The sequence below is a fragment of the Gracilibacillus ureilyticus genome (genome assembly GCF_900111195.1).
Classification (GTDB): Bacteria; Bacillota; Bacilli; order Bacillales; family Amphibacillaceae; genus Gracilibacillus; species Gracilibacillus ureilyticus.
On sequence record NZ_FOGL01000004.1, the window covers coordinates 65,337 to 92,177 of the forward strand.

At 37.1% G+C, this 26,841-nt stretch carries 18 protein-coding genes; 3 read left to right on the forward strand and 15 right to left on the reverse strand.

Going from position 1 to position 26,841, the window contains the following annotated elements; genetic code table 11:
• Positions 1-192: 192 nt before the first annotated feature.
• The 9 genes from BMW36_RS06050 to BMW36_RS06090 form a co-directional block, all read right to left on the reverse strand.
• Positions 193-2,742, reverse strand: a complete 2,550-nt coding sequence (locus tag BMW36_RS06050; protein WP_089739966.1) for a PEP/pyruvate-binding domain-containing protein — start codon at positions 2,740-2,742, stop codon at positions 193-195.
• A 142-nt stretch (positions 2,743-2,884) separates the two neighbouring features.
• Positions 2,885-4,159 (reverse strand): ABC transporter substrate-binding protein, encoded by a 1,275-nt coding sequence (locus BMW36_RS06055; RefSeq protein ID WP_089739967.1) that lies wholly within the window; start codon positions 4,157-4,159, stop codon positions 2,885-2,887.
• Positions 4,156-6,012, reverse strand: coding sequence for a GGDEF domain-containing protein (locus tag BMW36_RS06060; RefSeq protein ID WP_089739968.1), 1,857 nt, complete (start codon positions 6,010-6,012; stop codon positions 4,156-4,158). Before BMW36_RS06060 ends, BMW36_RS06055 begins: the two co-directional genes overlap by 4 nt.
• Positions 6,013-6,138: 126 nt before the next feature.
• Positions 6,139-8,919 carry an EAL domain-containing protein gene (locus BMW36_RS06065; RefSeq protein ID WP_089739969.1) on the reverse strand — a complete coding sequence of 927 codons (2,781 nt, stop codon included), beginning with the start codon at positions 8,917-8,919 and terminating at the stop codon, positions 6,139-6,141.
• 102 nt (positions 8,920-9,021) lie between these two features.
• The gene (locus BMW36_RS06070; RefSeq protein WP_089739970.1) at positions 9,022-10,677 is read right to left on the reverse strand and encodes a PAS domain S-box protein; all 1,656 of its coding nucleotides are present in this window, start codon (positions 10,675-10,677) and stop codon (positions 9,022-9,024) included.
• Between the two features lie 288 nt (positions 10,678-10,965).
• Positions 10,966-11,382: a universal stress protein gene (locus BMW36_RS06075; RefSeq protein ID WP_089739971.1), complete on the reverse strand. Its 417-nt coding sequence runs from the start codon at positions 11,380-11,382 to the stop codon at positions 10,966-10,968.
• Positions 11,383-11,400: 18 nt separating this feature from the next.
• Positions 11,401-12,861 carry a SulP family inorganic anion transporter gene (locus tag BMW36_RS06080; RefSeq protein WP_089739972.1) on the reverse strand — a complete coding sequence of 487 codons (1,461 nt, stop codon included), beginning with the start codon at positions 12,859-12,861 and terminating at the stop codon, positions 11,401-11,403.
• Between the two features lie 302 nt (positions 12,862-13,163).
• Positions 13,164-14,045 carry a peptidoglycan-binding protein gene (locus BMW36_RS06085; RefSeq protein ID WP_089739973.1) on the reverse strand — a complete coding sequence of 294 codons (882 nt, stop codon included), beginning with the start codon at positions 14,043-14,045 and terminating at the stop codon, positions 13,164-13,166.
• A 12-nt stretch (positions 14,046-14,057) separates the two neighbouring features.
• Positions 14,058-14,324 carry a phage holin family protein gene (locus BMW36_RS06090; RefSeq protein WP_089739974.1) on the reverse strand — a complete coding sequence of 89 codons (267 nt, stop codon included), beginning with the start codon at positions 14,322-14,324 and terminating at the stop codon, positions 14,058-14,060.
• Positions 14,325-14,636: 312 nt separating this feature from the next.
• On the opposite strand from BMW36_RS06090, the gene BMW36_RS06095 reads away from it, so the two are divergent.
• The 3 genes from BMW36_RS06095 (at position 14,637) to BMW36_RS06105 (ending at position 19,548) form a co-directional block, all read left to right on the forward strand.
• Positions 14,637-16,379: a BCCT family transporter gene (locus BMW36_RS06095; protein ID WP_089739975.1), complete on the forward strand. Its 1,743-nt coding sequence runs from the start codon at positions 14,637-14,639 to the stop codon at positions 16,377-16,379.
• Between the two features lie 91 nt (positions 16,380-16,470).
• The gene (locus BMW36_RS06100) at positions 16,471-17,172 is read left to right on the forward strand and encodes a DsbA family oxidoreductase (RefSeq protein WP_089739976.1); all 702 of its coding nucleotides are present in this window, start codon (positions 16,471-16,473) and stop codon (positions 17,170-17,172) included.
• A gap of 231 nt (positions 17,173-17,403) precedes the next feature.
• Positions 17,404-19,548 (forward strand): methyl-accepting chemotaxis protein, encoded by a 2,145-nt coding sequence (locus BMW36_RS06105; protein WP_089739977.1) that lies wholly within the window; start codon positions 17,404-17,406, stop codon positions 19,546-19,548.
• 861 nt (positions 19,549-20,409) lie between these two features.
• Here the strand turns inward: BMW36_RS06105 and BMW36_RS06115 are convergent.
• From BMW36_RS06115 to BMW36_RS06140, 6 genes are all read right to left on the reverse strand, one after another.
• Entirely contained in the window at positions 20,410-21,678 is a 1,269-nt protein-coding gene (locus tag BMW36_RS06115) for a PQQ-binding-like beta-propeller repeat protein (RefSeq protein ID WP_089739979.1), read from the reverse strand.
• A gap of 45 nt (positions 21,679-21,723) precedes the next feature.
• Positions 21,724-22,365, reverse strand: coding sequence for a YesL family protein (locus tag BMW36_RS06120; protein ID WP_089739980.1), 642 nt, complete (start codon positions 22,363-22,365; stop codon positions 21,724-21,726).
• Positions 22,366-22,383: 18 nt separating this feature from the next.
• Entirely contained in the window at positions 22,384-23,076 is a 693-nt protein-coding gene (locus BMW36_RS06125; protein WP_089739981.1) for a DUF1961 family protein, read from the reverse strand.
• Between the two features lie 170 nt (positions 23,077-23,246).
• Entirely contained in the window at positions 23,247-24,125 is an 879-nt protein-coding gene (locus BMW36_RS06130) for a carbohydrate ABC transporter permease (RefSeq protein ID WP_089739982.1), read from the reverse strand.
• A gap of 37 nt (positions 24,126-24,162) precedes the next feature.
• Entirely contained in the window at positions 24,163-25,116 is a 954-nt protein-coding gene (locus tag BMW36_RS06135) for an ABC transporter permease (protein WP_089739983.1), read from the reverse strand.
• A 162-nt stretch (positions 25,117-25,278) separates the two neighbouring features.
• Complete coding sequence (locus BMW36_RS06140; protein ID WP_089739984.1) at positions 25,279-26,814, reverse strand: extracellular solute-binding protein; 1,536 nt, start codon at positions 26,812-26,814, stop codon at positions 25,279-25,281.
• Positions 26,815-26,841: the final 27 nt, after the last annotated feature.

A 26,841-nucleotide genomic window follows, 5' to 3' on the forward strand; every position in this document is an offset into this window, starting at 1 on the left:
TATGTTAGACTTTAGCTCAGTGAGGATTTACGATTCCGCAAAAAGCATTAGCGAAACTTATAAGAGATGAACATACCTGCTTTAGACAGGATCCAAAAGGGTCTTTTCTACTATATTACATAATTAATTTTTTGTCGAATTTGATAGAGAAATAGCAGACAGTCCCGATTTTTGATGAACTGTCTGCCAATGTTATTTACATAACAATCTTTGATTGACTATTTCTGATAATAATTCCATATCCGGCGTTTTACATATATGGATCGTTTCACTCCAGTTTTCTGTGTTAACGGCAAAATTCCCCAATAAATTTTCGTTGTTCATAATATAATCAGGATGGAACCTGACATTTTTATCCCCATCAAATAATGCAGCATAGAATATATCAGACTCAACAATATCCTGAAAGAAGTGGCTGCCATAAGATAGCTCCGGCATGAACCCTTTTGCCTGGGAGGCTATTTCACAGATGGCACTAACATGCTGGATTTCCGAGAAGTGAACCGGAACACCTAATGAAGGAGTAGATGTTCCCCATCTGCCAGGTCCGACAAGGAAAATATTCTTATCTTTCAGCTGTCTTGTGACTTTACCAATTATTCTTGCAACACTATATTTATTCTTCTCGTTTAATGCTAAATATTGATCCATATCCACATAGATAACATAATCAACTGGTAATCGAATGTTGCCACCCATAAAGTTTCCATTCGTTTGAATAAAACACGGTTCCTCTTTTGGCAGTATGGGAATATCCACTGATTTACCAAGACCCTTTGTTTGCAATGGACGGCATTGTACGATGTTAATCTTAAAATCATCCTTCGAGCGAAAATTAGCAGTAAATTCCACATCGACCGGATAATCATACACTCTGGAAATTTCAGCAAGCATATCTTTCATCACTTTCGGAAAAGCAGTATGTTTCAATAAATTTTTAAAATCAAGAATATATGGTGTCGGCATATTCCGGTAACCAAGCTCCTTTAATCGAAAGGCGGTTTCCGTATCAATTGACGCAAACAGATTTCGTTCAACGTCCCAAACATGCGAAATGGCTTCATCAAGCTTTACACTTGTTAATTTGTTTGCAGAAATCGATAAAACATCCACTCCATGCTGGGAGAATTTTTTCTCATCTTCCATATGCATTAATGGCTTTCTTGTCGGCTGATCTAATGTAATGATTTTTGCATAATCATCCACTGTTCTGTCTACAGCTCTTGTACCTAACCCAAAAACTAAACGAATCATTCCAGCATCCATATCCACATTTTTATCCCATACATACAAATTAGAAGAATTCCCCACACCTGCAACGTGTGGAAAGAAATTATCAGAATAATGGTCACCAGAAACCCGCTGAATTAATATTGCCATTTGCTCATCTTTCTCAAACAGTCCTCTGTTCATTCTGTATTCCAGTGCATCCTCATTCATTGTACTTGCATAAACCGTACGAATGGCATTCTCCAATTGTTCATACCGCTCCTCAGGACTTCCCTGGTTGACACAAAAAACACTATCATACTTACCAGCAAATGCATTACCAAAGTTATCTTCTAACAAAGAACTCGACCTGACAATAATTGGCGATTGACCGAAATATTCCAATACCTGAATAAACTGTTCTTTAATATTGGCTGGAAATTTCCCTGTTAAAATCTTTTCTTTTAATTCTTTTGCATACTGGTAATACCCTTCCTTAGTTTTTTGCTTCACCCGTAATTTCCACCAGCCATTTTGAACAATATATGTGTAGAAAATATCTGACCCTATATAAAAAGAATCGTGGGTCTCCATATACTTACTGAACCGGTTGCCTCTATCACAACTTAATATCTTTCTAGCTAGCAGCATTCCAACACTTTTCCCACCGATAAAACCAGTTCCAACTTCCCTTGAGGCAATTCTTAGAATATCTTCCAAAGTAAAATACTGGTTACACAGGTCATACATTTTAGATTTTTCGCCTATAAGAAGTGACATTAGTTTCTGTTTAATATCTTCCTGTTCTTCGATACTTTCGTTTAATGCATCTTTTGCTTTTGCAAAAATAACATCCCAATTGTCCATTCTTTCTTCTACAAGATTAACATTTGCAAAAAGGCTGGATGCTTCCGAACTGGCGGTTATACTCTTTACATTGCTACCTTCAATCAAATGTGGAAAAAACATTGTCGGGGAATATCGCTGCCATACTTTTAATGGGTGAATATACCTTTTCCCTTCCACTTCATATAAATCAAGCAACACCTGTGTTGTTTCCCGAATTCCAGCAATGGTACTGTATGTATGAACATTGCGAGTAATAGCAAAATAGGCTACCGTGTCCAGCTCGAACAAATACGGACAGCAAACTTTGAAAAAGTTACCGATCATTAAATCTGAATTCCAACTTGATAAAAGATCTGTTAAGTTATCGAAAATATAGAATGTTTTATAACCTTCCTTTTCAATCAGACGATGGATCTCAGTTGCAAAGCTTTCAAATCCCTTCTTTGCATCAACTTCGTAAACCTTAATATTGTTGTTAGTTTCGATGAGTTTTCTATGCTGCCCAAAACGGACATATATAATCTTCCGGTTGTCTTTTATTGCTTTATTTACGAATGGGGTAATAATTCCCTTGTAGGAATCCACATCTTCGACTTGCCACACGACATTATCACCTAAACGCAGTGAATCGATCGTTTCATCAAATCCGCTCATACCTGTCGAGACTTTCAGTTGCATCTCCATTTGAATCACCAGCCTAAAGGAATAGTATATATATAATTATAACATCATTTATTGATAAACCTATTCCATTTTGATATTGTTGTTATATTTCATTGACATAAAAAACAGCACAACGGAAAATTCCGTCATGCTGGTGATCTTCTTAATTATCAGCAATATAATTTTGTAATGCTTTTTGATCTTGCCTTATTTGTTCGATAACATTCTCATGAACAGATTGGACGGAATAGTCAGTAATTTTCTCACCGTTTTGAAAATTTTTCAGTGCTAATTCCCATAATTGACGGATTTCCTGATCAATCATGCTTGGTTTACCCGGGATTTCTTTTTCTACCTGATTCCATAATACTGGCTGTAAATCATCATTAGCAAAAAACGGATCATTTAATGGATACTGATACATGCCCAGCATATCATTTGAAACCTGTTTTGCAAATTCCCACGCAATTTCTTTATTAGTACTGTATGAAGAAACAGCAATAGACATACTTGACTTACGATCAATACCGGTTAAATTAAATGGTAAAGCTGCTACAGCCCACTTTCCTTTTTGTTCAGGTACCCAATTTGCCAGCTGTTCACTTAAATAACTAGCATGATATATCATAACCAATTCATTATTTCGAAGTGCTTCTTTTCCACGCTCATCCCAAATATTTAAGTATGGACTTAAGTTTTCTTCAGAAATACTAACTGCTGCTGAAATAACATCATCAAAAGGCGGCTGTTCACCAATATAATTATATTCTTCGTTAACAAAATTAGATGTTCTTAAAGCAAGCTCAACCAGCATTGGATCAGATTCAGCAATATAATGTCCTTCATTTGCTAATGTTCTCGCCATTCTCAGCCAATGTTCAGGCTTTTTCATATAATTGCTTAATGACGCCGGTTCAGACGGATAGCCATGTTGACTCAATATGTCACTACGGTAATAGGTTACATATGGAAAAAACAAAAGCGGTACTGCGTGCATTTTGTCCTCATGGATATATTCATTTATTAATCCTTCCGGCCTTTTCGAAAGAAAATCTTCATCGAAATAAGGCTCATCAAGTAAGTTCTCCAGACCGCCAATTCCCTGGAATGCTCCTAACTGGTCATCAGGTATCACGAACAAATCGGGCGTTTTTTCAGCAATAAGGCTATCAAGATACATACTGACAGCTCGATTTTTATCAATAACCTCTATCTCAATCTCAATGTCTGGATATTTCTCCTGAAATGCTGGTAAAGAATTTTGAAAAATATCACTTACTGTCCATATGACTAATTGATCACTTGCTTTGCCCGGCTCCTCATTTATAACAGGTTCTTTATATAAATCGGATTCATCTAACAACTGAATATCAGGAGAAGCGCAGCTTACCAGTAAAAATATGCTAATAAAGAGAGGTATATAATATATTTTTTTCATTCTTTTTCCCCCTCATAGACAGTAGTACTTTGGCTCTGGTGGTGACTGCTTTTTTGATTATACATTAATGTATCTGCCTGATGGAGTAATGTATCAATCGTTTTCCCATCTTCCGGAAATACACTAACTCCCATACTTGCACTAAACTCTACCGTTTTATTCTGAATTTTGATTGGATAATTTATAACTTCCAGTAATTTCTGGCGTACATCATTAATCTCGTTACAGGATGCTAAGTCTACAATAGAGACAAACTCGTCACCAGCAAGCCGGAACATTTTTGCATAAGGATTTTCTATCTCGAAATTACGTAAACGTTCGGCAAATGTACGAAGCAAATCGTCCCCGCCACTGTGACCAAATGTATCATTAATATGTTTGAAGTTATCCAGGTCCAGAAATATTACAGCAAACTTAGTTGGTGTATTTACTCTTTTCTCTAACTGTTCTTCCATAGTCTTGTAGAAATAATGTCTGTTTGGTAAGTTAGTCAATACATCATAATGTGCCAGATGAAATAATTTCGCTTCAGATTCCATTAACCTGTTTGTTCGCTCTATCAACAACTGATTTTGGACTTCTGTCTGATAGAACATGGAACGGAGCTTTTCCGCAACAATTCTCACATTACCGATCAATTGTGAGAATTCCATTATACTAGTATCTTTCCAATCAATGGTTTGTTCGTTTCCAACTTTATTTGGAATATCGCTAGTAATATTTGTTAATGTACCTAATGCTCTTGATAATATCTGGTTTGTAACTAATCCGAAAAATAAAGAGACAAATAAAACTATCAGACAAAGGAACAAATAAATCTTTAGATTTGATACTACTTCTGCAATCCCTTCCTCTAACGGGATTACGAGGTAAACTTCTTTCTCAAGAAATTTTGTTTTCCCTATATAATTAGCATTCGTCCAGTCCAACAGAACCGGTTTTTCTGTGGGAAACCAGATATAGTCATTCTGTTCAATTTTCATGATAGAACCTGTGCTGAACCGTTTGATATCATGTGCTCCTGCTGATAAAGAACCTGCCTCAATCCAAAAACCAAGATCCTCATTAAGTACATAAATACCCGCATTCTCATTTTCTGTGAACCTGTCCAGCTCCACTTTTAATCTGGCTTTTTCAATTTCAGAATCTAATGCATAATTCTTCAATTCAATTGAATCCATTTCTTCCGCTTTCGTTTGAAGGGTTTCTTCCAATTGAACTGTTTTTTGTTCCCATTGTTGAAACAAATCTTCTTCCAATGTTCTTGCATGAAAGAAGATGATCACTAGTATGGGAAGGATCGCTGCGAATATGAGTAAATAGGAAATGATTTGCCCAAAATGCAGTGGTTTTCGTTCTGTTACAAAACGATTGATAAACGGGATATATGGATAATAATCGCAAAACATATCCGCAACTAGTGCCGCAAATATAATGCTGATCATTCCGATAAATATATTAAGTACTAGAATCTTACCAGAGATTTCAGTAAACGATCCAAAAGAAATTGCAAGCAGCATAATAATTATTAATAAAAAGGAATAGACAAAACTCCATGTAAACAGGTCTTTGCCTTTCTTTTTATACAAGCTTCCAATAACTAATACTTCTAATACACTCAGGAACACCCACATATCATGCTGATAAAAGATATATGTCACAACAGACATAAAAACAGTCGCAAATAAAGATGCCCTCAGCCCAAATAATCTTATCATTGCCAAATATAAAAATGGCGCAAGGCTAACTGTTATTCCGAAAACAATTGTAAGTGGATAGAATTCCAACATTGAGATTAATAAAAGAAAGATGATATAACACAGATATTTATATTTGCTGCTCGCTTTAACCATGATCTCCCCACCTAATCGTACATGACTGTACGCTTATCATTTCTAGTTTTTTTATCTATATTTGTATAAGGAAAATTTTATCAATATTTAACTCAGGAAAAAAGTTACATTAAAGGATTTTTCCTGTCAGTTTGTCTCCGAAACCTCTAGCAGTTTGTATCGTATTGCGGGCAGAATCTGGTCAATGTCTTTCTTCTTTAATGGCTTGCTGAACCAGTATCCCTGATATACTGTACAGCCTAGAGCCTGTAATAACTGGATTTGTTTTTTATTTTCCACGCCTTCCGCAATCACTTCTAATCCAAGCGCTCTGCTCATTTCCATTATCGCCTGGACGATTGCCAGCTCTTTTGAATCTTTATGAATATTTTGAACGAATGAGCGGTCAATCTTCAGAACGTCCAGAGGGAATTTCCGCAAATAAGAAAGGGAAGAATATCCTACACCGAAGTCATCTACCTCTATTTGTATTCCCAGCTCATGCAGCTGCTTCAATACACCGATCGATAAGTCAATATCCTCAACAAGCAGACTCTCAGTAATTTCAAAACTTAGCCTGTTTCCTGGGCAATTCGACTCATTCAATGCTTGCTTTATTTTTTTCACAAAATCAGCTTCCATTAATTGTTTATAAGATATATTTACCGCTACGTGAAAAGGAGAGCCCGTCCCTTCCCAATGAAGAACATCTTTAATTACCTGACCGATTACATACTCCCCGATCGGTATAATCCAGCCGGTTTCTTCAGCAATAGGAATAAATTCTCCTGGGGGAACATTACCTAATTGATTGTTCTGCCAACGCACCAATGCTTCAAATCCAATTACTTTTTGATTTTTCGTGTCTACTTTTGGCTGATAGACTACCTCTAATTCATCACGATCCAGTGCCATAAACAGGTTCTTTCTAATTAGTGCATACCTGTCCAGTCTGCTGTCATTGTTAGTGTCCTGAAAAAATAAGAAATCTGCCCCCGAATGTCTTGCTTGCTGCAGCGCATCCTGTGCCTGTGCTATCATCCTGTCAGCTGTCTGTTTATTATGAGCAATGATCCCAATACTAGGAGTGAGAATTAACTCCTGTTGCCCAAATTTCCAAGGCTTCTGCAGTTTGCGGAAAAATTGCTCCAATAATTCCTGTAAGGAGGCTTTAGTATCTGCCGCTGGTATAAAACAAAATTCATCCTCACCACTTCGAGAAAGGTAAACAGGTTCAAAAAGGTCTATTATCAATTTCTTCATCTTCAGAAGACTGTTATCCCATATTTCCAATTCATATGACCGGCTAATTTTTTTCAAATGATCAAAATCAAGAATCACTAAATAAAATGACTGGTCTGACTGAACATATTCTTCCAGATCTTTTCTCAATTTATATCTGTTCGGTAATTGTGTTAATGAGTCGATATATAAAATATTATCAAGTGACTGCTGATATTGTTTCCTGGCAGTAATATCCCGTGCTACAATAAGAATATTGTCACGTCCGTCTTTATCATTTATTTTCTTCCCTTTTAAGTCCAGCCAGTGAATTTCGCCATTTGTATCCATCACTTCAATTTCGGCGGTTTCCGCATCATCGACCTGTATTAAATAACTAATAAATCTAGTTATACGATTAATCATTTTCCTTGAAAGAATCTTATCCCATACAAGATCCAGATCATTTTTCCCTATCAGCTGCTGGACTGCCGGTGAAATATATATGATTCTATTGTTTTCATCCAATAAACAAATAATATCAGTTACATTTTCTGCAATTAACCGGTAGCGCTGTTCACTTTCATGTAATTGTTTCTCATACTCAAGATTCTCCATTACTAAACTGATAATATAAGCATATGTTTCCAATGTCTGAAGTTCACTTTTAGATGGGTGATATGGCAACTTTTTGTACATAGTCAACGCACCAAGGATTTTGCCATCTGCTGTAATAATCGGTGTAGACCAAATGGACTGGATGTTAAAAGTATCCGCAATCCTCCTGAACTTCCCGCTTTGCAGCTTTTCTTTTACATTATCTATAATAATGGTTCTCCGTTTGAATATCGCTTCACCTGTAACACCTTCGTCAGGCTTTACGGGATAATCACTTATTTCATCAAGGAATGCCTGTGGTAAAGAAGCGGAAGCCAATGCAATTAAACGCTCTTTCTTCTGATCATATCTATAGATCAAACATTGATAGTCCATGTGATTTTCAATGATTTGGCAGATCTCCTTAAAAGCACTTTGCTGGTTTTTCATGGTTAATAGTACTTTTACTATTTTAAACTGATTTTCTATCAGTATCGACTGTTTCTTCTCTTCAGTAATATCATGCTGAATGGCAATATAATGTGTCAGCCGGCCGATTTCATCCAATACCGGTGAAATCTTTAAACTGCTCCAGAAAAACTGCCCGTTCTTTTTATAATTTTCTGTCTCTATTCGTAAAGGTTCTTTCTTCTCTATGGCATTTTTTATTTCCGCTATACTTATCTCATTTGCCGCTTCTTCCTGTAGAAAAAGGAGACTTCTTCCAGCAGCCTCTTCTCTTGAATATCCAGTCAGTTTCTCAAACCCTTTATTTACATAAATAATGGGGTTTTCTTTTTGTAGTGCATCTGAAATAACTAAACCTGAGTTAATATAATCAAGAAGTTCGCCAAAACGCTTGTTTTCTTCTAATTTCTCTGTCACCTGTTCTTCTGTTTTTTTTCTTTTTAACAATTCTCTTTCATAACGATCTGTCAGTTTTTTCACCATGGAAAATAGAAGAATACCTGTTAGCAGCATATATATTAAACCTTTATATGTTTGAAAGAAACTATCCAGGTGCATATATTCTATTAACATATCAGAAAATATAATCCAGACAATACCAAGAACGGTGTATAAGATAGATATCCGCAAAGCATATTTCAATCAATTCACCCCTAAGAAAAAAAAATAAGTATAGGACTTTTGACTATCATACCATATTCTCATAAATAGTATAATGATAAGTTCACTTTCTTAGGTCCTTAATTACACTGAATGGAAGATGCAAAATCCATCTTTCCCTTTCTTTTTTGCTTCGTATAAAGCTACATCTGCCTGTTTCATTAATTGCAACTCACTTTCCCGATTGTTTTCAACAAATGTTATTCCAATGCTTGTCGTCACATTAAGGTTCTCTGCAATAATGTCCCATTCATGATGCATCTGCTTCTTTATTTCTTCTGCGAGCTGTATTACTTCCTGTTCAGATCTGTTTACTATAAGTAAAATAAATTCATCCCCGCCCATGCGTGCAACCGTATCTTTATCATTTAAGCTTGATTGTATTCTCATACCAAATTCCACGATCACTGCATCGCCAGCATCGTGGCCGTATGTGTCATTAATATGCTTGAAATTGTCGATATCAAGCATAAAAATAGCTAAATGATTATCACTATGGAGCACATCATTTAATTTGCTCCGAAGCAGTCTGCGATTCGGTAACCCTGTTAAATGATCATGCAGAGCATCATATTCCAGTTTCTCCTGCTGGCTTTTCTGTTCTGATATATCTCGGGAAAGCACTACCATATGCTTCAACTGTTTATTTTTATCAAAAACAGGGGTTCCTTTGGATTCAAGCCAAATATACTCTCCGCTTTCTGTAAGATGCCTGTTCTCTATTGTAAAAGGTTTCCCGTCTTTAATAGATGTTGTTACAATTTCATTATAACTTTCCCTGTCATCTGGATGAATATGGTAAAGGAAGATTTTATTAACATAATCCTCTTCTGTAAACCCGACAATTCGTTTATAGGATGGGGAAGCATACAAAATTTTCCCCTGGTGGTTCAGCAATGTTATCAGGTCATTGGCATTCTCTGCAATAACACGGAACCTTTCTTCACTCTCATATAACTTTCTTTCAGATTCTATCTGGTCAGTCAAATCATGAAAAATGACGTAAATGCCCTCTACTTCATGGTTCATCATAATTGGACTTATTTTTACTGATACAGGAATAAAATAACCTTCCTTATGCTTTAATGATAAACGGGCAAATTTAGATGCTCCATGTAAAACCCATTCATAATTTTCACTGAAATTTTCCAGCGACTCTTCTTCAAACAGCTCGGATACCGGTCTCCCTTTTATCTCAACGGATGTATAACCAATCAACTCTGTCACTTGAGGGTTGCAATTTAATATATAACCAGATAAGTCACATGACAACACCGCATCAGGGTTATCTCTAAATAGAGACTCGTACCTTTTCTTGTTTTTAAATAATTCTGTCCATATTTGCTTCAGTTCCTGCTCTGCTTTTAACTGATCTGTTACATCCTTTACTGCAGCAACAATTAAATAAATACCATCTTTCTCATCAAATAAAGGGGTTAGCGTTGTCTCAGAATGAAAAGTTTCCTTATTTTTCTCGTATGAATCTCTGTAGACAACCACTTTCTTTGTTGCAAGCACCTGGTTATATTTTTCTGTTAGAAGTTCAGCGTGCTCCTGCGCAAGTGCCTCTTGAATGGTTTTCCCTATTACATCTTCTGTCAATTCTGTTTTTCTGCATGCTGCCTTATTAAAGAAGACATAAACAAATTGACCTTCACCGATTGGACGGACTGCATAAACCTGATCTGATAAACCTTCTGTTAATATATCAAAGAATGAGCTCCCGAACTCTTTAACCAAATGATAACCTTCTTTCTAAAACAAGCTTCACTCTATGTTTAAAATATAATTTGTCGAAATAGATCGAATAATATCTAATTTAATTATATTATACAATAGTTTAGTGAGTTATTACATATAAATAAGTTGTTTTATTTACTAATTCTCTCCTCATTTTAAACTTTTCGATTTGCGTTTGTAAATGAGCGGGGGGATAATCAGATGAAGTAATAAAAAAAAAAAAACGCCTGGTTATTCTTATCCAGACGTTTCATGCTTAATAACTATTCGATTAATTATCTTATAACTTCACTTTACAATGAGTACAGGGCAAAAGACACGTTTTGCGATTTTGTGACTGACACTGCCGAGAATCATTGTCTGTACCTTATTCAATCCTCTGCTGCCAACAACCACACAATCATAATTATCATTATTGGCATATTCAACAATCGCAGGTCCAGGTTCCCCATGCAGAAATTTAGTCGTATAAGCTATATGCTTCTCTTCCAGCAAATCCACAATAGGTTTTAACTTTGTCTCTCGTTCTTTTTTGACTTCATATTTATCGATTCCATGGAGAACATCCTCTTTGGAGGTTTTTCCGTCTACTGCATACACCACATCAATCTGTCCATCATTCAATTTTGCCAGATTAATAGCATGTGATGCAGCTCTTATAGAGTGATCTGAACCATCAGCTGCAAGTAATATTTTTTTATACATGCCTCTCACCTCTTCACATTAATGACCCGATGCTTTCGATAAACCGCCAATCTTATCTTTTAAACTCTTACTATCTCGATTTAATCCTTTATATTTAACTGTAACATTATTTTGCTCAAATTTCATTTCTATTTTATCCAGCGCACCGATTGCCGAGTCATCCCAGAGATGGGCATTTGTAAGATCAATTTCTACTTCTTCAACATCCTCATTGAAAGTAAATTGGGAAACAAGATCACTGACTGATGCAAAGAAAATTTGTCCATCGACTTTATATATTTTTTTCTTCCCATTAACCGCTACTATTTGTGTTACTTTTACTTTCGAAATTTTTGCTGCAAAGAAAATCGCACTTAACAGTACACCTGCCAGAACACCGATAGATAAATTGTGTGTAACAACAACTGTGACCACTGTTGTTACCATTACTGCGGCATCAGTCCGCGGAATTTTATGCAAATTTTTTACTGAAGACCAATCAAATGTACTAATCGATACCATAATCATGACACCAGCCAGAGCAGCCATTGGTATCTTTACAACTACACTTCCAAGTACGAAAATTAAAATCATTAAGAACCCGCCGGCAACAAGGGCAGATAACCTGCCTCGTCCGCCAGATTTCACATTAATAACAGATTGTCCGATCATCGCACATCCTGCCATCCCGCCGAAAAAGCCTGCAACGATATTTGCTATTCCTTGTCCACGGCTTTCTTTATTTTTGTCACTCTCAGTATCTGTCATATCATCCACAATGTTTGCTGTAAGAAGAGATTCCAGCAACCCTACTAAAGCAAGTGATAGGGAATAAGGAAAAATAATCGCCAATGTTTCAAAATTCAGAGGTATATCCGGAATTAAAAATACCGGCAGATCTGAACTAAGATTGCCTAAGTCTCCTACAGCGCGAATGTCAAACCCGGCATACACAGCGATTGCTGTAACTACGATTATCGCAACTAATGTAGAAGGGACTGCTTTTGTGACCATCGGAAATAGATAAATAATGGCTAATGTTAAAGCAACCAAAGCGTACATAATCCAACCTTCACCTTCAAAATGCGGAAGCTGTGCCGTGAAAATTAGTATAGCCAATGCGTTAACGAAGCCGATCATAACCGAGCGTGGTACGAATTTCATCACCGATGCCAGTCTGAATACTCCAAACAGAATTTGCAGCACCCCTGTCAGAATAGTTGCTGCTAATAGATACTGCAGCCCATGATCTGCAACCAATGTAACCATTAATAATGCCATGGCTCCTGTTGCAGCAGATATCATTCCAGGTCTGCCTCCAACAAATGCAATGACAACAGCAATACAAAAGGAAGCATAGAGCCCAACCATTGGATCTACCTGAGCAATGATAGAGAAAGCTATTGCTTCCGGAATTAGTGCAAGTGCCACAACTATCCCCGCTAAAATATCCCCTTTGACATTACCAAACCATTCCTCTTTCATTTTTGTTACGTTCATGAAGCACCTCTTTCCTATTATTTTTGCTCCTCTGATCCCCTCAGAGAAAATTCCGAACTGAACGGATAGCATCATATCATATTTTGCCAAAACGGCAAAGTCTTATGAAAACGCAAACACTGCCTTTTTTCTTTCTATTACGCCATATTACTTTCAGTTAACGGCTTTTTTATAACTATAGAAATATACAATAATGTATAAATGCAAAAAAGACTCATCACCATTTCATGTGACAAGCCTTATTCTTCAGATGGTATGTTTTTTAAAAGAACGACAAACAGAGCGGGATTCGCTTAAATCAGTTAAAACATTGCCCTCCAGGTTTTAGAGCCGACTATTCCATCTACTCCCAGACTGTTCCTCCGCTGAAATTGTTTTACCGCTTGTTCTGTTTGAGGACCGAAGATTCCATCAACATTAATTGCCAGTTTTCTTTGAATGATTTTGACTAACTCACCAGTGCTGCCTTTCTTAATGTATTTTCCTGGATACTTTGATATAAGACGAATCGCTGCCAACCAGCTATTTCTTGTTCGAGGTCCTACTATCCCATCAACCCCTAAACCTTTATCTCTTTGAAATCTCTTTACAGCTGATACTGTCTCATCTCCATATATTCCATCTGCTCCATACTTGGTAAGAGAATAACCAAGTTTAATAAGATCCTGTTGCAGTCGTAATACTTCCTTTCCCCTTGATCCTCTTTTCAAAATGAGAGAATTTGAAACACTTTCTGTTGTATCAAACTGACTTAGATATGTGACAGGATTCAATGTAGAAGTTTGCTTGTTTGGGCGGTAACCATAGGGAGCAGCAGTCTCCGAAAATTTCCGCACTTCATAATGGAGGTGTGAACCTGTAACATTTCCTGTGCTTCCCTGATAACCAATTATCTGATTCCTACCAACTGACTGCCCCCTGCTAACTGCTACCCGATCAAGATGCGCGTATAATTGGCCGCGGTTATTCTTGTCTTTCATTAATACAACATTCCCATAGCCGCCTAAGCCTGTACCATTATTCCCGAAACCTGCATAAATGACTATCCCTGAAGTAAATGCATAAATTGGTGCCCTGTGCTGTTTTACTAAATCGATCCCGGCATGGAATTCTCTTGTCCCCCGTATCGGGTGTGTCCTGAATCCATAAGAACTAGTTATACGGTATCCTTTAAAATCTGCCACCTTTTACCTCCTCTATTTGCTTTCATCTTTGCACCATGTCTGCTTAACCATTTGATGACTTAACACAGATATCCCAACCGCAACCACACCATCAATTGCTGCACGAAAATTCCACCCAAAAATACTGCATGATGCGACTATCCCGAATCCCAACATGACCCAAACGATTAACCAATCAGGAATGTATGGTGTTCTTTTACAAGCGTATCCTACTATCCAGAGTGCCGGAACAATATAATAGAAGTCCTCGAGCATCACAGACTGTAATTCTTGTAACATAACGAACACCTCCTCTGATTTCATAAATTCCTTCAAATAAATAAAAGGATTTACAATTAATTTATGCATTAAGGTGAAAAGTGTTTTGGCTATTGGATAGGAATCTTCATATCTATAATCAATTACGCTTATTAAAAAGTAGCTAACTGTTTGAAATTTTCTTTTCGTGGATTGATACAAGATAAATTTGGGAATAAATAAAAAGACTTCACTTATTAACTTGTAAACAAAGTGAAACTTTTATCAGCAGGACAAGAAAGTCCGTCAACGCAGTAATGAATTGAATGTACTGAAAGGGGGAACATCATTTTTATGAAGAATAATAATGTAGGAAAAATTGGAATCGTTTTTATTGTTTCTACTATAACTGTTACTTTATTTGTTCTATGGGGTGCAATTTCTCCAAATAGTTTAAACGAAGCAGCAAGTGCGGGATTGTCATGGATGATTACAAATTTCGGCTGGTTTTACATGTTAATTACCGCTTTGTTTGTAGCATTTGTCATTGTATTAGCATTAAGCCCTTATGGAAAGATACGATTAGGAAAACCTGATGATAAGCCGGAATATTCCTGGTTTTCATGGATCGGCATGTTATTCGCTGCAGGTATCGGGGTTGGTTTTGTATTTTGGGGTGTAGCTGAACCTGTTCTCTACTATATGGATCCGCCTTTAGGCTATGAATCCGCTACCCGGGAATCTGCCTTAGCAGGTATACGTTACGGAGCTTATCACTGGGCACTTCATCCCTGGGCAATATTTTCTATTGTTGGGATGACTCTAGCATATGTCCAATACAGAAAAGATCGACCTGCACTTATCAGTTCTGCTTTTTATCCAATTTTAGGAGACCGTGTAAATGGGTGGGCAGGAAAAACAATTGATACATTAGCAGTTATTGCAACATGTACAGGGGTCGCAACAACGTTTGGGTTAAGTGCCATGCAAATAACTGGCGGACTTTCACATATTACTCCTATACCTAATACTCCATGGGTACAAATGATCATCATTGCAGTGGTAACTGTGCTTTTTATGTTTTCTGCTGTGAGAGGACTTGATCGCGGGATTAAGATACTAAGTAACATAAATTTAGTTGTCGCAGGACTTCTGTTAATATTTGTGCTGATTGTAGGTCCAACTTTATTTATTGCCGAGAATTTTGTAACAACACTTGGCGGCTATGTTACTAATATCATTCCAATGGCATTGACATTAACACCTTTTTCTGAAAGTGAATGGCTCGGAACTAATACGATTTTCTTTTGGGCATGGCATATTTCCTGGGCCCCTTTTATGGGGATATTTATTGCCCGTATATCAAAAGGCCGCACTATTAGGGAATTTATGGCAGGTGTTCTCATTGTTCCGTCGCTTTTAGCCATAATCTGGTTCACTACCTTTGGCGGGACAGGACTTCATATAGAAATGTATGGTGCTGGAGGATTAGCAGAATTAATTAATTCACAGGTAGAATTGGCGTTATTTGCAATGTTAGCTGAATTGCCACTAAGCTTTATTACTAATACACTTGCGATCATTCTTATCCTGATCTTTTTTATTACTTCAGCGGATTCCGCTTCTTTTGTGTTAGGATCAATGACTTCAAATGGAGACCTGGAACCAGGTAATATGGTGAAAATAATATGGGGATTATTGATTGCCGGTGCTGCAAGTGTGCTGTTGTTTAGTGGCGGTGGTGGATTAGACGCATTACAAACAGCATCAATCATAGCAGCCCTTCCATTTGCCATTGTCATGATTTTAATGATTGTTTCTGTAATTATCACTTTAAGTAAAGACTGGAAAATTGACCGGAAGTTACACCGGAGAAAAAGGGTGAATCGTGTAAAAGGGGAATTTAAAGAGGAATTGACTGAAGATATTAAAGAAGATGTATATGAAGAAGTAAAAAATGACTTGTATGATGATATGAAAACAGAATTGTATGATGAATTTAAAGACAAAATTTATGAGGAAATGAAAGAAGAAATGAAGGAAGAAATTATAGAGGATGTTTACGAAGAAGTGAATGATACAGACAAGAAAAAATGACACTTCTCTTCCTGCCTCCATTTAAGCAGATTACTTTATACCTATTCTTATTTATGTAAGAATAGGTGTAATCAATAAGTGAGGTGTGAAAATGAAGATAGAGATATGGTCAGATTTTGTATGTCCATTTTGTTATATAGGGAAAAGGCGTTTAGAACAAGCCATTGAGAGATTTCCAGAAGAAATTGAAGTAGAGCTTCATTACAAAAGTTTTCAATTAGATCCTAATGCCCCAACCTATAACGGTGAGAGTATTCATGCCGCATTAGCGAAAAAGTACAATATGAGTGTGGAAAGAGCAAAACAGATGAATCAGCAAGTTGGCGACCAGGCGAAATCAGTTGGACTGGAATTTGTTTTTGATACGATGAAACCGACAAATACTTTTCATACCCATCGCTTAAGTAAGTTTGCTAAATCTGCCGGTAAAGAGTCCGAGTTTGTTGATGAAATGCTTTACCAGTATTTCACATTATCAGCTGACCTAAGCGATAGAGAAACGCTTATAACGATATGCGGAAAGTTGGGATTAGACAAGGAAAAAGTTAAGCAAGTGCTCGATGACGATAAAATGTTTGCAGACGAAGTGTACACTGATCAGGATGAAGCACAGAAATTAGGAATAACTGGTGTGCCATTTTTCGTATTTAACGGAAAATATGCGATATCTGGTGCACAGCCGATAGAAACATTTATGAATGCATTGGAGAAGATTGTCGAAGATATGAGAGAACCACTACAGGATATTTCGCATAAAAAAGGAAGTTTTTGTGACGGAGACAATTGCAACTGATTAAGTGAGAGGTATTTATGACTAAATACCTCTCACTTTTTTATTTAAGAAAATTTTAAAATTACCTATCGTTATTTTGAATCAGTCATGTTATAATTATTTTGAACTATAAATACAGACCATTTTTACTATTTCAGTTTATAAATTGATTTAGTCAAACGGAAAATATAATTCTATAGTTCTAATATTTTATGAAAACCTTTTCAGAAAAAACATAAATGGAGGTCTATCATGGCTAAGAAGTTTTTTAACAACAAAAAAAAGACAAAGATCAAACCGCCAAAGAAGAAGCTCAATTTCAAAGGAATTCAAAGTGCTATACATAATTTAAAGGCTGGAAAAAAGAAAGAAGACAAAACGGCCTATCAGTCTGCAGTTTCTAAAAAACATTCTATTAGTACAAGAATTCTGCTGAGTATTCTTTTCACTGTATTAGTAAGCGTCATCATTGTAGGTGTTCTGTCTTATACTATCTCAAATAATATTATTAAAAATAAAGTAACTGACGCTACTGAGCAAACAATTGTCCAATCAGGAGATAAATTAGACTACTTAATGCAGCAATATAGAGACCGGGTCACAGAAATCCTGATGGCTCCTAATTTCAATAACACTATTATGGAACTGAATACTTTTGAAGAAACAAATAACTTTGATTATTTCACTCTCAAAAGTACGGTAGATGATGCCCTGACTCAAGTGACAATGATTGACGGGAATATTAACCTTTATTTAATTCATACAGAAAAAGAACGGATGATCTCTTCATCGCAAACCATTGCTGAAGAGAAAGTTTTCGAAAGTGAATGGTATCAGGCTGCACAGGAATCTAGTGATTCCACTTACTGGATTGGAGGTTTATCAGGCGGTATATCTACAACAAGTGAAGATCCTACAGTGAGTTTTGCACAAAAACTCAGAATTGGCGGTGACATGTATTTAATGTTAGTAGAACTTGAGCCGGCAGTTTTTGAAGAAGCATTACAAGATGTAACGATTGGGGAAGATGGTACAGCTTATATTGTGAATAAAGAAAATGAAATAGTATTCTCTTTCGATAAGGAAGAGATTACCGGAGCATATCCTTATGATATCGAAGCGGATTCTGAGAGCCGGTTAACAGAAGAAGATGGCCAGTTAATAATAAAAAATCCATCTGAAGTAACTGACTGGTTTATTGTCGGCTCAATGGCAGAGTCGGAATTGACAAAAGATACACGGATTATCTTTTTCGTTACAACTGCTGTTATTATACTTTCTCTAATTATTTCGGTCCTTATTGCAAACGGTATCGTTAAAACGGTTGCTCGGCCGTTAGCAAAAGTATCCAGCTTAATGTCACAGGCGGAGGAAGGTAATTTAACTGTACGTTCTGCTGACATCCATAGAAAAGATGAAATTGGAGAACTTGCAAAAAGCTTTAATACAATGCTGGAGAATATTTCCGGAATGATGCAGCAGACAACCAATTCAGCAAACATGGTTCTTGATGCTGTAACAAAATTAACCGATATTTCCCAAACTCAGTCCCAGTCGGCAAAAGAAGTAGCAGCAGCTTCTGAGGAAATCGCAAGTGGTGCTACAGGTTTAACCGATGAAGCAGAACGAGGGAACACACTCGCACTGACCATTCATGAAGAGGTAGAAAGAGTATTTGAAAATAATACGGAAATGGAAACACATGCAATAGGAGTACTGGAAAGAAGTCATGAAGGTTTAGAAAAAATGAATGAGCTCGTTCAAACAACTAAAGACGGCGAGCAGATGACTAATGCACTTGTTGAAAAGGTTGATACATTAAAATCCAGTACGGAACAAATTACAGACGTTATGGTTATGCTGACAAATATTGTTCAGCAAACAAATTTATTATCATTAAATGCAGCAATTGAGGCTGCCAGAGCTGGGGAAGCAGGAAAAGGGTTTGCTGTGGTTGCTGATGAAATTAGAAAACTCTCTGAACAGTCGAAACAGTCTATTGACCGTGTTGAAGAAATTACAAACGGGATTGTCGGTGAAGTAAATGACACATTACTCGTTCTGGAAGAAGCTAATCCTAGGTTTCAAGCCCAAGTTTTACAGGCAGAAGAAACACAAGGCCTGCTAAACGGTGTTGGAGAAAGTATGGGAACATTTACAGGCAAAATCCAGCAAGTTTCCGAGTCCATTCAGCAATTAAGAGATTCACAGGAAGTATTGACTTCCACTATTCACCAGGTAAGTGCAACTGCAGAACAGTCTTCTGCTATTAGTGAAGAAGTATCCGCTACGACAGTGGAACAGCTAAAAGTAAGTGAAACACTTGTCACAACTTCTGATGAATTGAAACAGCTTGCAGAAGAGCTACAGGAAATGATGAAAAAATTCCAAGTATAAAAAGTGGAGAGTGGGACATGACGATCATGTCCCACACAAAACACGAATAAAAGAAAAAAGTTAATGCACATTATAGGGATACTGTGCATTAAACCTAAGAGAGTAACTTTGAAATATTTAGAGTGAAATACCACCGCTTCGTCCGATTGCTTCGCTTTCACCCAAGGGCATAAGTGCGACATCTACTCAAGCAAAATGCGCTTTCGCAGTGTCTTCTTTACCATGGGGACGGCTTCAGCTAACTTGCTGAAGAAACCCACTTCATCAAGTGGATCTTCAGCTCGTCCTGTTCCCATAGGAGTCTCCGCAATCGGACTACGCTGAAGTATTACTCTACAATTTTTATAGGAAGTTGTAATTATAGAAACATTATAAAATTCCCATGAACATTCTATGCTTGAATTGTTCATGGGAATTTTTATTTTAACGTATGTTCACTCAATACAGGATATCCAACATCTTCACTGGGTGATTCAAACAGTTTTTTTGTCACAAACATTGTGGAATAACACCAAAGCGGAGGTCGGCCACGCAAACTCCTGTGGGACAGCGAGATCTGAAGATCCACTTTGCAAAGTGTTCTTCTTTGCAAAGTTAGCTGAAGACGAGCCCCGCGGCAAAGAAAACACTACGAAAGTGATCTTTGCTTGAGTAGATGTTGCACTTGTGCCCTTGGGTGAAAGCGAAGTGGCCGGCTGTAGCGTAAGTATGGCACTCAGCATAAATACACCTTTACTGCACAGTATCCCTATTATGCGCAGTAAAATTGGAAGATATAGTTCTGAGGAATGAATTCTATATACAGAATTCACGTCATCGTTCGGATTTTATTATAACTAATATGTTATTTGTCCTTTACCGTTATTTCACATATTCTCCTCCGGGATACAGTGTAACGGAATAGGACCGCTTATCCTGTGGCAGTGCAGTTAGCTTATTCTGAGACAAATCAATAAATTCATTAGCATAAATATAGGCCGTTGTCTGATCATAAACGATCACTTGTTTTCTCCCGCTTCCAACTAGATCATCAAATGAAACATATCCATCAACCGGGAACGTTGCTACAACTTGTTGATAACCGTCATAGATAGTTGGCAGCACATTCCCTCCACGTCGATAGGCGAGAATATAATCTAAACCGCTGTCATCCCAATCACTAATCGTATCTATAATGGTAAGCCAGCCACCTGTCTCTCTATTCTCCTTCCATATCTCCTGTCCATCCGCATCAAGAAGGAAAATTCCGTCCCTTCCATCAGAATAGCTGGTGCCGCGTATGATGCGATCCAATCCAGCAATCTGAAGTCCAGGCAAATCACTTCTAAACTTACCTAAACAAACATGCTGGGATTCAATCGATCCATTGTAACGCCAAATTTCCTCTCCTTTCCAATCATAAAGGACGGTTACGCTGCCGCCAATAACAAGCTGGTTGTGTTCCGTTTGCTGCTGTACTTTCCCTACCCAGATACAATCAGCATGATCATCCAGTTCACTGCATGACCACAACAGTTGGCCATCAGCATTGAGGAAATCATAGCCTGCCATTACTTCGTCTCTACCATCCCCATTAAAATCAAATACCCATGGAAAATGACCAACATTTCCCTTATGGGTCCACAACAATTCAAACTTATGATTTAATGCCCATAGCTGATGGTATCTATCTTTTAAAATAATATCCCGGGGATAGGAATTACCTGTCAGATTTGCTATAACAATACAGTCATGAGCAAATTCATTTGGCAGTTCGTATTGCTTTTTCACTTCTCCCGTTTTCCCATCAATGATAAAAAATGCCTTATCCATTACACATAAAACTTCATTATAACCATCACCATCAATATCATATATTTGTACTGGATAGTCACTCCCCGGACCTCCTGGATCATCACTAGGAGTACCTGTTTGCCATAAAAGATTCCCTTCTATATCAAATGCAGTCATTGCTTCTACTTGGTGAGGTATATATCGATCATCAATACCACCATCCGGCTGAACCAATAGTAAATCCTTTCTTCCATTGCCTGTTAAGTCCCCAAGGTACATTTTGCAATTTCTCCCGGCTTTAGATAAATCAATCTTTCCTAACAAAACTGGCTTAGTCTGTTCAGCAGTATCATTCATTCCAAACCCTCCTTCTTCTCTATTTATGCACTTATCGAAAGTAGCTTACGCTTCTGTTTCCTGTAATTTTTCTTGTCTTATCTCTAAACGTTGGAAGGTGCGATACGCAATCCACATGATAACAAGACTCGACAAACTTGCTCCAAAGAAAAACAAAAATACTGGTAAAACAAAATATAAATAATATAATGTCAGACAAGCTGCGATAAGATAAATAGTCCTAATCGGTGAATAAACTGCGACAAGTATAGCATTTTTGAAATATGCAAACATTTTATTATCATAATGAACATACATCGGAAAAATGTATATAACCATAATTCCATATACTACCGCTGCAATAATAAGTAAAAACCTGCTTAGCTGCTGAAGCCAGTCAATTTCTGCCTGGAAAAAGTTAAAATTCATATAAAGCATGTAACCAAATAACATGAGGAAAAGTCCCAGGCCATTGGCACGCAGGAATTCCTTTTTATAGGTTTGCCAGAATATTTTAAAGGCAGGAAGGTCATCTTCCCCCATCGACCATTTTCTAAAAACAGTAAACATAGCAACAGTACTTGGACCGACCCCGAAAAAGATAAGACCAGCTAATGTAAAACAAACCCACAACAAATTCACATATAATAATAGTATGACGGTTTCACCGAAGAAATAGAACTTACCTAAAAATCCATCACCTAACATATTGCTACCTCCATTTCGTTAACATAGTATGGCACGTTTGACAGAGAAATTGGCATATGCTGCAACCATTGGAGCCATCTGCCGAAATCCTATCTTTCCTCCTTGCAGTATCGGACCGTATTCCGTTCCATCATCTTCCCACTCAAGAATAGGCAAATCATTAATAGAAAATTGCACAAATTGTTTATATTTAATTAATTTCATATGATATGGTGAAATGGCATCCTCTGCTGGCGGTAAAGGATCAGCAGCCTGTGTAACAAGGTGGAAACCGTAACTTTTACGCAGATTGCATGTTCGAAAAGCTCTCTCATTAGCATGTTTATGCCGGAAATAAGACAGATGTAATGCATTGATTGCACCTGAATGATAATCCGGATAATACCCTGTCCGTTCCGGTAAGGATGGATCAAATAAATCTTCTCCGTTCCGCCCTGTTGCTGCGAAGAATAACATGCAAAGGCCTGGCTCCTGTAATGGATAGAAGTCCCACTCTATTATAATCTGATCAGGAAATTCCACAGGGCACCACAATAGCCAATGGGCATTATCCCCATACTGCTCGGGATCCAACTTGTTTTCCAGTAAAAGTTTATTTTTCCATATCCCGGTTTTCACTTCTCCTTCCGTTATCCAATCCTCAATGGATTCCAAGTTTGTGAGAGGATTTTCGTAAATAGTTTCACCTTGTTGAAAATTCATCTGTTTCATATTTTTTCATCCTCCATGTGAACAAAATTATGAATCATAGTCTAAAAAAGATTCAAACAAATAATTACCAATAAGAGATAATCATTTGTTTTTACCTTTTATCATCTTAGGCAGAAGATTTTTCATGCTTTACATTTTCTTCTGCCTAAGAACATATCTGTCCATATTTTCTACCCTTTCACGGAACCTAACATGACACCTTTGGCAAAGTGCTTTTGCAGAAACGGATAGAACAACAGGATTGGAACTGTTGCAATCACGATAACTGCTAATTTAACTGATTCTTCCGGCGGCTCATATAATTGTGCCTCCTGTAAATCTCCTATACCTGAATTGGCAACCATCACTAACTGTTGCAGCAACAATTGAATGGGCCATTTTGTTGTATCTGTCAGGTATAACAATGCCTGGAAAAAGTCGTTCCAGTAGAAAACGGCATAAAATAACGTAAATGTAGCTATTACAGGTTTTGACAATGGCAGCATTACTCTCCAGAACGTCTGAAATTCTGTACAGCCATCTATTTTAGAAGCATCTTCTAATTCTTTCGGTAACTGCTGGAAAAATGTTTTGACGATAATTAAATTAAATGGATTAATCGCCATTGGTAATATTAACGCCCAAATTGAATCTAACAGTCCCAAACTTTTTACAAGCAAGTATGTCGGAATCATTCCGCCGCCAAAAAGCATAGAGAAAAGGATTAAATTCAAAATAAAGTTTCTGCCGACCATACTGGATCTTGAAAGTGGATAAGCCATAGTAAGAGTTAATATCATACTGACAATGGTACCTAATACTGTTACAAGAATCGAAACACCAAGACTTCGAATTACAGCATTAGTAGAGAATATATAATCATAAGCAGTTGTAGTAAAATCATTCGGTATTAGAAAAAAGGATCTTGTAGCTAACTCTGTATCTGACGCGAATGAACCAGCTATCACGTATAAAAACGGGATAACAGTGATCAATCCGACAGCCGTTAAAAAAACATGATTAAAAACATCAAATACTCGACCAGGTCCAGTATTATGCATGCGATGCATTTGAAAAACCTCCTTTTGTGCTGACCATCTTAACAGATTAGAATAATCCGCCCTGACCTAATTTTTTGGCTAACCTGTCTGCACCGACAATTAATACAATACCAACAATTGACTTAAATAAACCGACAGCTGTACTGTAACTGAACGCCCCTTCGGTTATACCGACAAAGTATACATACGTATCAAATACGTCTGCGACGCTACGGTTCAGTGAATTAGACATTAAATAAATTTGCTGGAAGCCTGTATCAAGAAAATTACCTAATCTTAGGATTAATAGAATGACTATTGTGCTGCGAAGTGCCGGTAAAGTAACGTGCCATAATCTGCGGAATCGGCCTGCCCCATCCACTATTGCAGCTTCATACTGTTCCTGGTCAACACTTGCAAGTGCCGCAAGGAAAATAACCGTACCCCAACCAGTCTCTTTCCACATAATTTGTCCAATAATCATCGGTCTGAACCAATCAGGACTTGATAAAAAGTTAATCTCTTGTCCTATTAATTTAGCTAATAATTCGTTCACAACCCCACCGCTTGTTGTTAAGAATACATAACTGATACTCGCAATGATTACCCATGACATAAAGTGCGGTACATATACTAAAGTCTGGAGTGTACGTTTATAGAAACTTAGCCTGATTTCATTTAGCATTAGGGAAAGAATAATTGGTGCCGGAAAGAAAAACACCAGATCGTATAAAGCTAAAATGAAGGTGTTCCTTAATAAACGTAAAAAGTCAGGATTGGTAAAAAAGTAGTGAAAGTGTTCAAACCCCACCCAATCGCTTCGAAAAACTCCCAAAAATGGTGAATAGTCCTGAAATGCGATCACAATGCCCCACATAGGAATATACTTAAAGATAATAAAATATGCTAAACCTGGTAAAACCATAAAGTATAGCCATTTTTCTTTTAATATCTGATTCCATTTACTCTTCTTTTTCTTATTAACTGCATTTTTCAGTCTGCCTTCATGTACATTTTCCATCGAATCCCCTCTTAACTTAAATGATGTGAATCCTTCTCAAAAAAATCAGCAACCATATTTAACGGAAAAGAATTACTGTTACTCTGATTCTTTCTGCCGTAATCTAACGGGAATAGGTTTTGGTAGTAAAAAGCAGGTTTGAACCTGCTTTTTACTAATTTATTATTGTGCTTCCTGATGTAACTGATTGATCTCTTCAATATAATCTGTACCACCAGATTGCTTCCAAAGTTCTACAGCTTCTTCCAGTCCCGCTTCATCAATTTGTCCAACAATGTATTTAATTCGGGCATCGATAATAATGTTGTCTAATTGCTGACCTTTTTTCGAGTAAATTTCAGAAATATACGACTCAGCTGGATTCGCTACAACGATTTCTTCATTCTCTACTTTTAATTTTTCCTCTAATTGACGTAAAGGTGAAGAAGTTGCTGATAATGATTTTGCTTCAGGGATATACATTAACATTTGATTAAATCCTGCTATTTCGGACTTAAGTGCTGCATCATCTTCTAATTTAGATTGATATTCCCCATCGACGATCTCATAATGTGTACCTTCGAAACCATTTTCTGCTGTAATCTGCATTTCTTCATCATTCATTTTGTCAAGGAAATCCAGTGCGCGCTTCAATTCTTCTTCCGATTTAACGGATGTTTTGGAAACTGCAAGCATACCTGAATAACCTGATGTCGGTAAATTGTGTAATCCTGTTGGACCTTCAACCGCTTTAATAACCGTAATAGGATCTGCATTTTCTGGTTCTGCATCTATTATTTTTTCCTGGATTCTGTGACCTTCATCCAATACGTTTACCTGTACACCAGCTTCACCATTAATTACAGGCTCTGACCATTTTGCTGGGTCCATTACTGCGAAGTCCTCGTTTACAAGACCTTCGTCATACAACTTCTTAAAGAAATTTAGTGCTTCTAAATAATTGTCATCCATGAAGTATGGATATAATTCACCGTTTTCATCTTCGCCCCACTTATTCGGTACACCAAACCATGTTTGCATTACATCCCATGGACCTTCATATTTTGATACAACAATTCCGTAAGTATCGTCTTGTCCATTTCCATCAGGATCTTGTTCTTTAAATGCTTTTAACATGTTATAAAACTCATCAATGGTTGTTGGTTCTTCCATCCCTAAATTCTCCAGCCAGTCTTTACGGATAATCACACCGTTTCGCCCAAGATCACGTGAACGGTAAACTCCATAAATTTCTCCATTGATAGAACTGTTATTTAAAATAATTTCGTTTGCCTGGCTTAAGTTCGGGTAATCTTTTAAATAAGGGCCCACTTCCCAGAATGCCCCATCTTCCACTGCACTAATAAAACTTGGAGATTTACTTGGAACATACATGATATGAGGCAAGTCACCTGATGATAAAGTAATGTTAAATTTATCTTCCAGGTTACTATTTGGAGCCCACTCCATTGTGATGTCTGTGTTTGTATAATCTTCGATCGCTTTTAAGACAGGGCTGTCATCTGTTGGCGGCTCAGTTTCAAATGTTGGTACAAAAACACGCAATTCCATTCTGTCTTCTGAATCACCTGAATCTCCCCCAGATTCACCATCACTTTCATTACTAGCCGAATCACTATCACTACTACAACCAGCAACTGCAATTATACCTATTACCAATAATGCCATTAATAAATAACGAAGAAATTTTGTTTTCATCTTGACCCTCCTTAAAATATCTTTCAA

What these genes read in the sequence shown, in the direction of transcription:
- BMW36_RS06120 (WP_089739980.1), bottom strand. Translation starts at nt 22,365, where the DNA reads ATGTTAGGTGATGGATTTTTAGGTAAGTTCTATTTCTTCGGTGAAACC.
- BMW36_RS06080 (WP_089739972.1), bottom strand. Translation starts at nt 12,861, where the DNA reads ATGAACGTAACAAAAATGAAAGAGGAATGGTTTGGTAATGTCAAAGGG.
- BMW36_RS06100 (WP_089739976.1), top strand. Translation starts at nt 16,471, where the DNA reads ATGAAGATAGAGATATGGTCAGATTTTGTATGTCCATTTTGTTATATA.
- BMW36_RS06055 (WP_089739967.1), bottom strand. Translation starts at nt 4,159, where the DNA reads ATGAAAAAAATATATTATATACCTCTCTTTATTAGCATATTTTTACTG.
- BMW36_RS06060 (WP_089739968.1), bottom strand. Translation starts at nt 6,012, where the DNA reads ATGGTTAAAGCGAGCAGCAAATATAAATATCTGTGTTATATCATCTTT.
- BMW36_RS06140 (WP_089739984.1), bottom strand. Translation starts at nt 26,814, where the DNA reads ATGAAAACAAAATTTCTTCGTTATTTATTAATGGCATTATTGGTAATA.
- BMW36_RS06095 (WP_089739975.1), top strand. Translation starts at nt 14,637, where the DNA reads ATGAAGAATAATAATGTAGGAAAAATTGGAATCGTTTTTATTGTTTCT.
- BMW36_RS06125 (WP_089739981.1), bottom strand. Translation starts at nt 23,076, where the DNA reads ATGAAACAGATGAATTTTCAACAAGGTGAAACTATTTACGAAAATCCT.
- BMW36_RS06075 (WP_089739971.1), bottom strand. Translation starts at nt 11,382, where the DNA reads ATGTATAAAAAAATATTACTTGCAGCTGATGGTTCAGATCACTCTATA.
- BMW36_RS06130 (WP_089739982.1), bottom strand. Translation starts at nt 24,125, where the DNA reads ATGCATCGCATGCATAATACTGGACCTGGTCGAGTATTTGATGTTTTT.
- BMW36_RS06050 (WP_089739966.1), bottom strand. Translation starts at nt 2,742, where the DNA reads ATGGAGATGCAACTGAAAGTCTCGACAGGTATGAGCGGATTTGATGAA.
- BMW36_RS06105 (WP_089739977.1), top strand. Translation starts at nt 17,404, where the DNA reads ATGGCTAAGAAGTTTTTTAACAACAAAAAAAAGACAAAGATCAAACCG.
- BMW36_RS06115 (WP_089739979.1), bottom strand. Translation starts at nt 21,678, where the DNA reads ATGAATGATACTGCTGAACAGACTAAGCCAGTTTTGTTAGGAAAGATT.
- BMW36_RS06135 (WP_089739983.1), bottom strand. Translation starts at nt 25,116, where the DNA reads ATGGAAAATGTACATGAAGGCAGACTGAAAAATGCAGTTAATAAGAAA.
- BMW36_RS06090 (WP_089739974.1), bottom strand. Translation starts at nt 14,324, where the DNA reads ATGTTACAAGAATTACAGTCTGTGATGCTCGAGGACTTCTATTATATT.